Consider the following 12,764-nt stretch of genomic DNA (forward strand, 5'->3'; position numbering starts at 1 on the left):
GTCTAGCTTCCTTTGCGCTGTCGCTGTGACCGAGGAGGTGCCCATGCACTTACGAGGGTTGAGCACGAAAGGCGCGAGAAGCACCGGACGACGGGCCTGGGTAGCCGCCGTGGCCGGCGGGGTCGTCGCCGCCGGGCTGCTGTCGGGCCCGACCGCCACCGCGCGTCCGGATCCGGATCCGGGCCTGACAACGATGTCCGTCACGTCGCCGCCGGGCGGCGCGAACGTACGGGTGCTGCTCTTCCACGGGTCCGCGGCGGCCGGGGACGAGTCCCCCGTCGTGAACGCCGGGATCCAGGCCATCGAGAACCTCGGGCTGACCGGCCCGGCGGACCAGCGCTACGAGGTCGAGGCGACCGGCGACGCCGCGGTCTTCACCGACGAGGCGGAGTTGGGCACCTACCACGCGATCGTGTTCCTGACCGGCGGCGGAGACATCCTGGACCCGGAGCAGGAAGCGGGCCTGGAGGCCTACATGGAGGCCGGCGGCGGTTTCGTCGGCCTCCACGACGCGGCCCGCGCGGAGCCGTACTCGGACTGGTTCACCGGTCTCGTCGGCGCCCGCCCGGCCGCGTCCAGCCCGACGGCCGTGCAGCGGGCCACCGTCGAGGTCGGCGACCGTCGTCATCCGGCCACCCGGGACCTGCCGGTCCAGTGGAAGCGGCCCGACCGGTGGTTCAACTGGGTGAAGAACCCGTCGGGAGACGTGCATACAGTCGCCCGTGTACGGGAGTCGACCTACCAGCCGGGCGCGAGCGCCAACGGCTGGGACCACCCCGTGAGCTGGTGCCGGGACTACGACGGCGGACGCTCCTTCTACACCGCCATGGGCGGCACGGTGTCGTCGTACGACGAGGCGGACTTCCGCGCGCATCTGCGCGGCGCGCTGCTGTGGACCACCCGTCTGGCGCAGGCCGACTGCAAGGCGACCGTCACCGGCAACTACAGGGCGGAGCGGCTCACCCAGCCCAACCAGCCCGGCCTGAACGACCAGATCGGCGAACCGCACGGCCTGGTCACCGCGCCCGACGGCCGGGTGCTCTACATCGGCCGGGGCGGCGCCGACTCCTCCCAGCCCGTGATCACCGACTGGAACGACCCGGACATCGGCAAGGGCCGCGGGGAGATCCACGTCTACGACCCGGCGGCCAAGAAGGTGACCCTGGCAGGCGAGTTGACCGTCTTCGGCAACAAGGGCGGCGGCGACGAACTGGTCAAGGTCGAGGAGGGCCTGCTCGGCATCGAACTCGACCCGCGCTTCCAGCAGAACGGCTGGGTGTACCTCCACTACACACCCCACGCGGGACTCGACCGCGACAAGCGGATGGCCGAACGGCGCGTCTCCCGCTTCACGTTCGACCTCGCGACGAACAGACTGGACCTGGGCAGCGAGAAGGTGCTGCTCACGTGGCCGGTGCAGGTGCACAGTTGCTGCCACGCGGGCGGCGGGATGGCCTGGGACTCCAAGGGCAACCTGTACATCGCCACCGGTGACAACAACTCCAGCGGTTTCAGCGGCGGTTACTCCGGCAACAACCCGCAGCCGGCCTACAAGGGCGTCTCCTTCGCCGACGCGCGCCGCACCGCCGGCAACACCAACAACCTCAACGGCAAGATCCTGCGCATCCACCCGGAACCCGACGGGACGTACACGCTCCCCGAGGGTAACCTCTTCACCGGGCGGGAGACCGCCGAGGGCGGCGGCAAGACCCGCGGCGAGATCTATGTGATGGGCGTGCGCAACCCGGCGCGCATCTTCGTGGACCGGCAGACCGACATCCTGTACGCGGGCTGGGTCGGCCCGGACGCCGGTGCTCCGTCGCCGACCTGGGGCCCGGCGAAGTACGACACCTTCGCCGTGATCACCAAGGCGGGCAACCGGGGCTGGCCCTACTGCATGGGCAACCGGCAGCCCTACCGGGACCGCAACCTGCCGGATCCGGCCCAGCCGCTCGGCTGGTACGACTGCGACCACCCGAAGAACGAGTCGCCGAACAACGACGGCCTGGTCAACCTGCCGCCGGTCACCGGCAACAACATCTGGTACTCCCCGCAGGGCGGCGCGCCGGACTTCCCGCGCGACGCGAACGGTGTCCCCTCGTACCGGCAGGAGGAGGCCACCTACCGGCTGCCGTGGCTCAAGGGCGGCGGACAGGCCGCGATGAACGGGCCGGTCTACCGCTACGACGCGGCGAGCACCAGCTCCACGAAGTGGCCCGCCTACTGGGACGGCAAGTGGTTCGTCGGTGACTTCTACGACGCCGACCAGCCGCGCAACGCCGTGCTCACCGACCCGGCGAACCACGGCGACGGCGGTCTGCCGGTCCACGCGGAGTCCCTGAAGAAGATCGTGCCGATCGGCAACGACGGCATCAAGAACCTCATGGACTGGAAGTTCGGTCCGGACGGCGCCCTGTACGTCCTCGACTACGGCCGCGGCTTCTTCACCTCGGACGCCAGGTCGGCGCTGTGGCGGGTCACGTACACCGGCGGCGGGCCGACCCCGGCCGCCGGTCAGCTGGCGAGGGGGACGCGGTGACACGGCAGCGAAGAATGTGGACGGCCCTGTTGGCGGCCGTGCTGGTGATGCTCGGGCTGCAGGCCGTGTCCGTCGCGGAATCCGAGGAGGTGGCGGAACCGGCCGCCGCCCAGGTGCTCACCTGGACCGCCGGCAACGACATCGACAGGTACACCTCCGCGCCCGCGACGGCCGTCGCGGGTCCGGCGACGATCGTCTTCGAGAACAGCGCGGCGACCGGCAACACCACCGGCATGCCGCACACGCTGACGTTCGTGACCTCGGATCCCGAGTTCAACGACGACGTGGCGCTGAACATCCTCGCCAACCCGCACGACGCCATGGGCGGCCGCCACACCGCCGAGGTCACGCTCACCCCGGGCCGGTACTTCTACCACTGCACGATTCCCGGCCACGGTCAGATGCAAGGCATCCTCGTGGTGACCGAGGGCGGCGGCGAGGACACCACACCGCCCGAGACGGCCGCGCAGGTGACCGGGGCGCAGAACGCGCAGGGCGAGTACGTCGGTTCGGCGAGCGTCGCGATCAGCGCGACCGACGAGGACGGCGGTTCGGGTGTCGACGGCATACAGTACGCGGTCGGAGATACGGGCGACTGGCTTCCGTACACCGCACCCGTCGTCGTGGACCAGGCCGGCAGTCACACCATCCGCTATCGCGCACTCGACAAGGCGGGCAACGTGTCGCCGGAGAAGAGCGCGCGGTTCACGGTCGTCCCACCGGCCTCCGACGACACGACGCCACCGGACACCTCGGCGACGGTGAGCGGCCGGCAGAACACCGACGGGACCTACGTCGACATGGCCACCGTCACCGTCACGGCCTCCGACACCGGCTCCGGGGTCAACACCATCGAGTACGCGGTCGGCTCCGGTGCCTGGCAGCCGTACACCGCCCCCGTGATGGTGCACCAGGCGGGCGCGCACACCGTCCGCTACCGGGCCACCGACAAGGCCGGCAACGTGGCCGCGGAGAAGAGCGTGCGGTTCACGGTGGTCCCGGCACTCCCGCAGGACACGACCCCGCCGGTGACGGGTGTGGCCGTCGACGGTACGCGGAACTCCGACGGGGCGTATGTGGGCCGGGCGAGCGTCACCGTGAGCGCCACCGACAACCACGGCGGTTCGGGCGTCGACCGGATCGAGTATTCCCTCGACGGTGGCCCGTATATCGCATACAGCATCCCCGTGGTGGTCGACCGTGCGGGCGCGCACACCGTGGCGTACCGGGCGAGCGACAAGGCGGGCAACACCTCCGCCGCCCGCACGGTGAGCTTCACGGTGGTGGCCGGCGGGGTGCCCGCGCCCCCGTGCCCGGAGTACGACGAGCGGTTGACGGTGATCGTCGGCACGGTCGACTCGGGTGTGCCCAACCGGGTGACGAACAACCGGTGCAGGATCGGCGAGTTGATCGAGGACGAGAAGGAGTGGACCTCGCAGGCGCTGTTCCTCAAGCACGTGAGAGCGGTCCTGGACAGGCTTCTGAAGGAGAAGGTGGTCGACCAGCGCGAGTACGACGCCGTGCGGGAGGCGGCCCGCGCGTCGGGGCTCGGCACGCCCGGCCAGACCGAGGGCTACCGCCCGATCCTCGACGGCAGCGCGGATTCCTTCGCCAAGTGGCGGCAGGCGGGCGGCGGTTCGTTCGCGCTGAACGCCGACGGGTCGATCACCTCCGGCACCACGCAGGCCGGCCTGGGCATGCTGTGGTTCCCGCAGCGCACGTACGGCGACTTCTCGCTCAGGCTCCAGTGGCGCGACGACGCTCCGGGCACCGGTAACGCCAACTCCGGTGTGTTCGTGCGGTTCCCGTGGGTCCATGACCACCCGGAGGAGTCGCGGCCGGAGTGGGTCGCCATCAAGTACGGGCACGAGGTGCAGGTGCTCGACCGGCCCGACGGCGACATGTACAAGACGGGCTCGGTCTACGGCTTCGACCGGGTGGGGCTCGCCGGTGCCGGCGTCACTCAGAAGGGCACCTGGAACGACTACGAGATCCGGGTGGTCGGCCAGCACTACTCGGTCCACCGCAACGGCGTGCTGATCAACGAGTTCGACAACCTCGGCGGCCAGGACTTCTCCCCGCCCCGCCCGGACGACCCGGGCACGGACGGGCGGCGGTTCGCCTCCGGCTACATCGGCCTCCAGGTGCACGGCACGACGGACGTCGTCTCGTACCGGGACATCCGGATCAAGGAGTTGTAGGCCACCGGGCCACCGGGCCACCGGGCCACCGGGCCACCGGGCCACCGCACCGTGAGGTCACGCCCCGGGAGGCGCCTTCGGCGAAGGCGCCTCCTTCCTCGCCTTGCTCGGCTGCACCCGCTTCGGCTCCCCCGGCATCTTCGGGTACTCCGGCGGATACGGCAGATCACCGAGCCCGTGATCGTGCTCGTCGCGGCGCGCCAGTTCCAGGAGCGCCTCCAGCGAGAAGGCGTGCTCGTCCATGCCGGCGTGCACGTCACCCAGTTCGGCGAAGCGGCCCGGCATGGTCGCGATGTCGAAGTCCCGGGGGTGCGCGGGGCCGACCTCATCCCAGCGCAGGGGCGCCGAGACCGGGGCGTGCGGGCGCGGACGTACGGAATAGGCGGAGGCGATCGTGCGGTCCCGGGCGGTCTGGTTGTAGTCCAGGAAGATGCGGGCGCCCCGTTCCTCCTTCCACCACTTGATCGTCACCTGGTCCGGCATCCGGCGTTCCATCTCGCGTCCGACGGCGATGGCCGCGCGCCGCACCTGGGTGAAGGTCCAGTGCGGCGCGATGGGGACGAAGACGTGCAGGCCCCGGCCGCCGGAGGTCTTGGGCCAGCCGCGCAGGCCGCCGAACTCGTCGAGGACGGCGCGCAGTTCGTGGGCGGCGCGGACGGCGTCGTCGTAGTCGGTGCCGGGCTGCGGGTCGAGGTCGATGCGGAGTTCGTCGGGGCGGTCGACGTCGTCGCGGCGCACCGGCCAGGGATGGAAGGTGAGGGTGCCGAACTGGGCGGCCCACAGGACGGCCGCCTCCTCGGTGGGGCACATCTCGTCGGCGCTGCGGCCGCTGGGGAAGGTGATGTGGGCGGTCGGGATCCAGTCGGGCATGTTCTTGGGTGCCCGCTTCTGGAAGAAGGACTCGCCGGTGACTCCGTCCGGGTAGCGCTCCAGGGTGGTCGGCCGGTCGCGCAGGGCGCGCAGGATGCCGGGGCCGACGGCCTGGTAGTAGCGGGCGAGGTCCAGCTTGGTGAAGCCGCGCTCCGGGAAGAAGACCTTGTCCGGGCTGGACAGCCGTACGGTCCGGCCGCCCGCCTCCAGTTCCACCGCGTCACCCATGCGAGCCACGGTAGGCGCGCCACACGAACCTCGCACACCGGGCATTTCATTCGGTCTCGGAGCAGAATCGGAGCATGGATCTGCCCGTGATGCCGCCCGTGAAGCCCATGCTCGCCAAGTCGGTGGCGGCGATCCCGCCCGGCATGCACTACGAGGCGAAGTGGGACGGGTTCCGGGCGGTGGTGTTCCGCGACGGGGCCGAGGTGGAGCTGGGCAGCCGCACGGGCAAGCCGCTGACCAGGTACTTCCCCGAGCTGGTGGCGGCGTTGCGGGAACGGCTGCCGGAGCGGTGTGTGATGGACGGGGAGATCGTCATCGCGCGGGACGGGCGGCTGGACTTCGACGCGCTGACCGAGCGCATCCACCCGGCGGACTCCCGGGTGCGGACGCTGGCCGAGCGGACGCCGTCGTCGTTCGTGGCCTTCGACCTGCTGGCGCTGGCGGACGAGTCCTTGCTGGACGTCCCGCTGGTCGACCGCCGGGCGCTGCTGACCACGGCCCTGTCCGGGGTGACGGCACCGGTGCACGTGGCGCCGGCGACGACCGACATCGACGTGGCGCGGCAGTGGTTCGAGCAGTTCGAGGGGGCCGGTCTGGACGGGGTCGTCGCCAAGCCGCTGACCGTGCGCTACCTCCAGGACGAGCGGGCGATGTTCAAGGTCAAGCACGAGCGGACGGCCGACGTGGTCGTCGCGGGCTACCGCCTGCACAAGAGCGGCCCGGTCGTCGGCTCGCTGCTGCTCGGTCTGTACGACGACCGGGGCGCCCTCCAGCATGTGGGCGTGTCCGCCGCGTTCCCGATGAAGCGGCGCGCCGAACTGGTCGAGGAGCTGGAGCCGCTGCGCCTGGACGACGTCAGGGGCCACCCGTGGGCGGCCTGGGCCGAGGCGGCGGCGCACGAGAGCGCCCGGCTGCCCGGCGCGCCCAGCCGCTGGTCGGGCAAGAAGGACCTGTCCTGGGTGCCGCTGCGGCCCGAGCGGGTCGCCGAGGTGGCGTACGACCACATGGAGAACGGCGCGCGCTTCCGGCACACCGCCCGCTTCCGCCGCTGGCGCCCGGACCGGACCGCCGAGAGCTGCACCTACGCGCAGCTGGAGGAGCCGGTGCGCTACGACCTGGCGGAGATCTTCGGTCCGCCGGCCTGACTCAGGGGGTCATCAGCACCTTGACGGCGCCGTCCCGCTTGCGCTGGAACATCTCGTACGCGTGCGGGGCGTCCGCCAGCGGCAGCCGGTGGGTGGCGAAGTCGTCCACACCGAGCGGGTCCTCGTCGGTGAGGTACGGGATGATGTCGTCGACCCAGCGGCGGACGTTGGCCTGGCCCATCCGGATCTGGATCTGTTTGTCGAACATGGTGAGCATCGGCAGCGGGTCGGCCATCCCGCCGTAGACGCCGGACAGCGAGATCGTGCCGCCCCGGCGCACCAGCTCGATGGCGGTGTGGAAGGCGGCGAGCCGGTCCACGCTGAAGCGTTCCGCGAACGGCCCGCCGATCTTGCGCGGCAGCAGAGCCGAGGCCTGCTGGGCCAGCTTGGCGACGGCGCTGCCGTGGGCCTCGGTGCCGACGGCGTCGATCACGGCGTCCGGGCCGCGCCCGTCGGTCTCGTCGCGGATCGCCTGGACCAGCTCCTTCTCGCTGTCGAAGCTCCTGAGGTCGTACGTCTCCACGCCCCGCGCGCGGGCCCGGCGCAGCCGCTCGGTGACCAGGTCCACGCCGAACACCCGGCCGGCGCCGCGCACCTGCGCGACCCGGCACGCCATGTCCCCGATCGGCCCGAGGCCGAGCACGGCGACGCTGCCGCCCTGCGGGACGTCGGCGTAGGCGACCGCCTGCCAGGCGGTGGGCAGCACGTCGGAGAGGTAGACGAACCGGTCGTCGGGCGGGCCCTCGGGGACCTTGATCGGCCCGTACTGGGCCTGCGGCACGCGCAGGTACTCGGCCTGGGCGCCCGGTACGGCGCCGTACAGGCGGGTGTAGCCGAACAGGGCGGCGCCCATGCCCTCGCTGGTGACCTGGGTGGTCTCGCACTGGGTCGGCAGGCCGGTCATGCACATCCAGCAGCCGCCGCACGCGATCTGGAACGGCACCACGACCCGGTCGCCCGCGCTGAGGTCCGGAACCCCGGCGCCGACCGCCTCGACGATGCCCATGGGCTCGTGGCCGAGGATGTCGCCCGGTGTCATGAACGGGGTGAGCACCTCGTAGAGGTGCAGGTCGGAGCCGCACAGCCCGGTGGAGGTGACGCGGATGACGGCGTCCGTCGGCTCCTGGATCGTCGGATCGGGCACGCTCTCCACCCGTACGTCCCGCTTGCCCTGCCAGGTCACTGCCTTCATCGCGCGCTCCTCGTCACGTCGGCGTGTCCGGTGTGCGGTGGCGTCCGGGTACCCGGACGCCACCGCCGTGAATCGCCACGCACGACGGCACCTGGGCCGATCGGCCTACCCGACGAGCGCAATCGGAATCGATCGGGTATGGCCAGCAATGCACCGATAAGCGCACAATCAAGAGCACGAGATGGGTGGCACGGTGGGCATGGGACAGAAGGCACGCACGCGGCGCGCCGCCACGACGGCCGCGCTGCTGGCCGCCACGCTGACGGCCTCGCTGGCGGCGGGCTGCACGGGTGCGGGCGGCCCGGCCGACGACGGCCGCGGACAGTCGCCTTGGCCGCGCCAGAGCCGGAGCGAGGGGCGGGACGAGGGGCGGGACGAGAGCGGCGCCACCGGTGCTTCCGTACTCGCCGTGAAGCTCGACAACGCGCGGGCGGCCCGGCCCCATTCCGGCCTCGACGCGGCGGACCTCGTGTACGTGGAGCAGGTCGAGGGCGGGCTGAGCCGGCTGATGGCGGTGTACGCGACCGAGCTGCCGAAGACGGTCGGGCCGGTGCGCAGCGCCCGCGAGTCGGACCTGGAACTGCTGCGCCAGTTCGAGCGGCCGACGCTCGCCTTCTCCGGCGCGCAGGGCAAGCTGATGCCGCTGATCGACGGGGCGCCGCTGGACGCGCGGACCCCCGAGAAGGCGGCCGGCGCCTACTACCGCGGCGCCGACAAGACGGCCCCGCACAACCTCTACCTGCGCCCGAACGAGCTGATGGCCTCCGCGCCCGGCGCCGCCGCGCTGACGACCGGCTTCCGCTACGGCGCCGCACCCGAGGGCGGGGAGCCCCAGGTCTCCCGGACCGTGCGCTATCCGGCGGCCCGCTTCACCTTCACCTGGTCCGCGGAGCGTGACAGGTGGCTGGTCTCGACGGACGGGGCGCCGACCGAGACGACCGACGGGAAGCGGGTGGCCCCGGCGACGGTCGTCGTGCAGCACGTGAGGGTGCGCGAGTCCGCCTTCCGTGACTTCCTCGGCAACAACACGCCGTACACCGAGACGGTCGGCTCCGGGACGGCGGAGGTGCTGCGCGACGGCCGCTCCTACGACGTGCGCTGGGAACGCGGGTCGGCCGCGGACGGCACCGGGTTCACGACGGCGGACGGCACGCCGGTGAACTTCGCCGAGGGACAGGTGTGGGTCGTGTTCACCGAGGCGTGAGGCGACGGGCGAGGGCTCAGGGCCGGGTGGCGAGGGGTTCCGTGGGGTTGCGCAGCCCTTCGGCCGCGTCCGAGACCCGTCGGATGAGGTCGAAGAAGACGCTCTGCTCCTCGGCCGAGAGGGGCGCCAGGAACACCTGGTTCATGCGGGCCGTGCGCACGGTCAGCTTGCGGTGGGTGCGCAGCCCCTCGTCGGTCGGACGCAGCAGGAAGCGGCGGCCGTCCTGCGGGTCGCGGACCTTGTCGAGCAGTCCGCGCCGGTCGAGCCGGCTGATCACCTCGGCGATGGTGGACCGGTCGAGCCCCACCCGCTCCCCCACCGTGCGCTGGTCGAGCCCGGGTTCGGCGACCAGTGCGTTCAGGACCGCGAACTGCGGCGAGGTGATCTCCTCGGAGACCATCGTGTTCCACAGCAGGTAGTGCGCCTGCTGCAGCCGCCGGGCGAGGTGCCCGGGGTGGGTGGAGAGGTCCACCGCGGCCATGTGCGCTCCCGAGGTCGTATCCGTTGGTGCACTGAACAATACCCGGCGAGGTGGACACTGTCCCGGATCGTCACAACGAACCGACCTCGGCTTTCTCCTGGGTCTTGACGCCCCGGCCCGCCGGTGGCAGCGTGAAGGACACCTCGCTGAAATAATCAGTGCCCTGACTAATTGCAGACCTGGGTGCGCGTACGGGATGGGGCTTCACGGATGGACAAGGTGGTCGCCACGGCCCTGGAGGCCGTGGCCGATGTGCCGGACGGCGCGTCGCTCGCCGTCGGCGGCTTCGGGCTGAGCGGTGTGCCGAACGTACTGATCCAGGCGCTGTACGAGCGCGGGGTCGGCTCTCTCGGCGTGGTCTCCAACAACTGCGGGGCGATGGACACCGGCCTGTCGGTGCTGCTGTCGGCGGGGCGGATCGCCCGGGTGACCGGCTCCTACATCGGCGCCAACAAGGAGTTCGCCCGCCAGTACCTGGCCGGGGAGCTGGAGGTCGAGATGATCCCGCAGGGCACCCTGGCCGAGCGGCTGCGGGCCGGCGGCGCGGGTATCCCCGCCTTCTACACCCCGGCCGGCGTCGGCACGCAGGTCGCCGACGGCGGGCTGCCCTGGCGCTACGACGGCTCCGGCGGCGTCGCGCTGGCGTCCCCGCCGAAGGAGGTGCGGGAGTTCGACGGCACGCAGTACGTGCTGGAGCGGGGCATCCGCACCGACTTCGCGCTGGTGCGGGCAGCCAAGGGCGACCGGTACGGCAACCTGGTCTTCAACAAGTCCTCCCGCAACTTCAACCCGCTCGCCGCGATGGCCGGCCGGGTGACCGTCGCCGAGGTGGAGGAACTGGTGGAGCCCGGCGCGCTGGATCCGGACGCGGTGCACCTGCCGGGGATCTTCGTGCAGCGGGTGGTGGCGCTCACTCCCGAGCAGGCCGCCGACAAGCAGATCGAACGACGTACGGTGTCCGCGCCCGCGGCCCGGGGAACGGTGGGCGACTGATGGCCTGGACGCGTGAGGAGATGGCCGCACGGGCCGCCCGCGAGCTGGAGGACGGCCAGTACGTCAACCTCGGCATCGGTCTGCCGACGCTGATCCCGAACCACCTTCCGCCCGGCGTCGAGGTGATCCTCGAATCCGAGAACGGCATCCTGGGCACCGGCCCCTACCCCGCCGAGGACCAGGTCGACCCCGATCTGATCAACGCGGGCAAGGAGACCGTCACGGTGCTGCCGGGCGCCTCCTTCTTCGACTCGTCGCTGTCGTTCTCGATGATCCGGGGCGGGCACATCGACGTCGCCGTGCTGGGCGCCATGCAGGTGTCGCAGACGGGCGACCTCGCCAACTGGGCCGTCCCCGGCAAGCTGATCACCGGGATCGGCGGGGCGATGGACCTCGTCCACGGCGCCCGCAAGGTCATCGTGGTGATGACCCACACCGCCAAGGACGGCTCGCCCAAGATCCTCGCCGAATGCGCGCTGCCGCTCACCGGCAAGGCCTGCGTGCACCGGATCATCACCGACCTCGGCGTCCTGGACGTCACCGAGGACGGCCTGGTGCTCGTGGAGACGGCGCCCGGTGTGGACGTCGACGAGATCACCGGCAAGACCGACGCCAAGCTGACCGTCGCGGAGGACCTGAAGTGAAGCCCGTCTACATCGTCGACGCGGTCCGTACCCCCATCGGGCGCTACAACGGCGCGCTGGCGTCGGTGCGGCCGGACGACCTGGCCGCCCACGCCCTGCGGGAACTCCTCGCCCGCACCCCCCAGTTGGACCCGTCCCGGATCGAGGACGTCTACTTCGGCAACGCCAACGGCGCCGGCGAGGAGAACCGCAACGTCGGCCGCATGGCCGCGCTGCTGGCGGGCCTGCCCACGTCGGTGCCCGGGGTGACCGTCAACCGGCTGTGCGCCTCCGGACTGGAGGCCGTGATCCAGGCGGCCCGCGCCATCGGCGTCGGGGACGCCTCCATCGCCGTCGCCGGCGGCGTGGAGTCGATGACCCGGGCGCCGTACGTGCTGCCCAAGTCGGACAGGCCGTTCCCGGCCGGGCACACCGAGCTGTACTCCACCACCCTGGGCTGGCGCATGGTCAACCCGCGGATGGAGCCGCAGTGGACCGTCCCGCTCGGCGAGAGCGCGGAGCTGATCGCCGACAAGCACCGGATCAGCCGCGAGCAGCAAGACGAGTTCGCGCTCTCCAGCCACCGAAAGGCCGCGCGGGCACAGGCGGAGGGCCTGTTCGACGCGGAGCTCGCGCCGGTGTCGATCCCGCAGCGCAAAGGCGAGCCGGTCGTCTTCGGCGCCGACGAGTGCGTACGCCCGGATGCGTCGCCGAGCGCCATGGCCAGGCTCAAGCCCTCCTTCCGCACCGAGGACGGCACGGTCACCGCGGGCAACGCCTCCCCCCTGAACGACGGCGCCGCCGCGCTGCTCCTGGTCGACGAGGACGGGCTGAAGGCCACCGGCCGCGAGCCGCTCGCCCGGATCTCGGCGACCGGGGTCTCCGCTCTGGACCCGCACTACTTCGGTCTCGCGCCCGTCGAGGCGGTCAACCGCGCGCTGGCCAAGGCGGGCAAGGGGTTCGACGAGCTGTCCGTCCTGGAGCTGAACGAGGCCTTCGCGGCCCAGGTGCTGGGCTGTGTGGCCGAGTGGCCCGCGTTCGACCCGGCGATCCTCAACCCGCAGGGCGGGGCCATCGCCCTCGGCCACCCGCTGGGCGCCTCCGGGGCCCGGCTCGCCGGCACCGTCGCCCACCAGCTCGCCCGCCGGGGCGGCGGAACCGGCGTCGCCACCCTCTGCATCGGCGTGGGCCAGGGCCTCGCCCTCGTCCTCGAGCGCTAGCCGCTCCGCCGGACGTGCCGTCCGAGAACCGCGGGCCGGCCGTGGCTGGTCGCGCAGTTCCCCCGCCC

10 protein-coding genes are annotated in these 12,764 nt (G+C 71.7%); 7 read left to right on the top strand and 3 right to left on the bottom strand.

The features are described from left to right. Positions 1 to 109 precede the first annotated feature (109 nt). Positions 110 to 2,539 carry a ThuA domain-containing protein gene (locus ACWD0J_RS08340; protein ID WP_451495030.1) on the top strand — a complete coding sequence of 810 codons (2,430 nt, stop codon included), beginning with the start codon at positions 110 to 112 and terminating at the stop codon, positions 2,537 to 2,539. A gap of 14 nt (positions 2,540 to 2,553) precedes the next feature. Continuing rightward, positions 2,554 to 4,740 (top strand): OmpL47-type beta-barrel domain-containing protein, encoded by a 2,187-nt coding sequence (locus ACWD0J_RS08345; RefSeq protein WP_451495031.1) that lies wholly within the window; start codon positions 2,554 to 2,556, stop codon positions 4,738 to 4,740. Positions 4,741 to 4,797: 57 nt separating this feature from the next. On the opposite strand, the gene ligD is transcribed toward ACWD0J_RS08345, so the two are convergent. After that, positions 4,798 to 5,838 carry a non-homologous end-joining DNA ligase gene (gene ligD, locus ACWD0J_RS08350; RefSeq protein WP_451494964.1) on the bottom strand — a complete coding sequence of 347 codons (1,041 nt, stop codon included), beginning with the start codon at positions 5,836 to 5,838 and terminating at the stop codon, positions 4,798 to 4,800. 74 nt (positions 5,839 to 5,912) lie between these two features. Here ligD and ACWD0J_RS08355 point away from each other — a divergent pair, with 74 nt between their 5' ends. Then, on the top strand, positions 5,913 to 6,983 hold the full coding sequence (locus ACWD0J_RS08355) for an ATP-dependent DNA ligase (protein WP_451494965.1): 1,071 nt from the start codon (positions 5,913 to 5,915) through the stop codon (positions 6,981 to 6,983). A 1-nt stretch (position 6,984) separates the two neighbouring features. On the opposite strand, the gene ACWD0J_RS08360 is transcribed toward ACWD0J_RS08355, so the two are convergent. After that, complete coding sequence (locus ACWD0J_RS08360) at positions 6,985 to 8,175, bottom strand: zinc-dependent alcohol dehydrogenase (protein WP_451494966.1); 1,191 nt, start codon at positions 8,173 to 8,175, stop codon at positions 6,985 to 6,987. Between the two features lie 199 nt (positions 8,176 to 8,374). Here ACWD0J_RS08360 and ACWD0J_RS08365 point away from each other — a divergent pair, with 199 nt between their 5' ends. Next, positions 8,375 to 9,379: a DUF3048 domain-containing protein gene (locus tag ACWD0J_RS08365; protein WP_451494967.1), complete on the top strand. Its 1,005-nt coding sequence runs from the start codon at positions 8,375 to 8,377 to the stop codon at positions 9,377 to 9,379. 16 nt (positions 9,380 to 9,395) lie between these two features. Here the strand turns inward: ACWD0J_RS08365 and ACWD0J_RS08370 are convergent, their stop codons facing one another. Then, positions 9,396 to 9,860 (bottom strand): MarR family winged helix-turn-helix transcriptional regulator, encoded by a 465-nt coding sequence (locus ACWD0J_RS08370; protein WP_451494968.1) that lies wholly within the window; start codon positions 9,858 to 9,860, stop codon positions 9,396 to 9,398. A gap of 210 nt (positions 9,861 to 10,070) precedes the next feature. Between ACWD0J_RS08370 and ACWD0J_RS08375 the strand changes: the two genes are divergently transcribed. From ACWD0J_RS08375 to ACWD0J_RS08385, 3 genes are read left to right on the top strand one after another with little or no spacing between them, the layout of a single operon-like run. Then, positions 10,071 to 10,853 carry a CoA transferase subunit A gene (locus tag ACWD0J_RS08375; protein ID WP_451494969.1) on the top strand — a complete coding sequence of 261 codons (783 nt, stop codon included), beginning with the start codon at positions 10,071 to 10,073 and terminating at the stop codon, positions 10,851 to 10,853. After that, entirely contained in the window at positions 10,853 to 11,497 is a 645-nt protein-coding gene (locus ACWD0J_RS08380; protein WP_451494970.1) for a 3-oxoacid CoA-transferase subunit B, read from the top strand. The genes ACWD0J_RS08375 and ACWD0J_RS08380 overlap by 1 nt, the downstream gene beginning before the upstream one ends. Next, on the top strand, positions 11,494 to 12,696 hold the full coding sequence (locus ACWD0J_RS08385) for a thiolase family protein (RefSeq protein WP_451494971.1): 1,203 nt from the start codon (positions 11,494 to 11,496) through the stop codon (positions 12,694 to 12,696). Before ACWD0J_RS08380 ends, ACWD0J_RS08385 begins: the two co-directional genes overlap by 4 nt. The last annotated feature ends 68 nt before the right edge of the window (positions 12,697 to 12,764 follow it).

Source organism: Streptomyces sp. NPDC003011 (assembly GCF_053591515.1).

Excerpts from the sequence above, each read along its gene's own strand:
- ACWD0J_RS08370 (WP_451494968.1), bottom strand. The coding sequence starts at position 9,860 with ATGGCCGCGGTGGACCTCTCCACCCACCCCGGGCACCTCGCCCGGCGG.
- ACWD0J_RS08360 (WP_451494966.1), bottom strand. The coding sequence starts at position 8,175 with ATGAAGGCAGTGACCTGGCAGGGCAAGCGGGACGTACGGGTGGAGAGC.
- ACWD0J_RS08345 (WP_451495031.1), top strand. The coding sequence starts at position 2,554 with ATGTGGACGGCCCTGTTGGCGGCCGTGCTGGTGATGCTCGGGCTGCAG.
- ACWD0J_RS08365 (WP_451494967.1), top strand. The coding sequence starts at position 8,375 with ATGGGACAGAAGGCACGCACGCGGCGCGCCGCCACGACGGCCGCGCTG.
- ACWD0J_RS08355 (WP_451494965.1), top strand. The coding sequence starts at position 5,913 with ATGGATCTGCCCGTGATGCCGCCCGTGAAGCCCATGCTCGCCAAGTCG.
- ACWD0J_RS08380 (WP_451494970.1), top strand. The coding sequence starts at position 10,853 with ATGGCCTGGACGCGTGAGGAGATGGCCGCACGGGCCGCCCGCGAGCTG.
- ligD (WP_451494964.1), bottom strand. The coding sequence starts at position 5,838 with ATGGGTGACGCGGTGGAACTGGAGGCGGGCGGCCGGACCGTACGGCTG.
- ACWD0J_RS08375 (WP_451494969.1), top strand. The coding sequence starts at position 10,071 with ATGGACAAGGTGGTCGCCACGGCCCTGGAGGCCGTGGCCGATGTGCCG.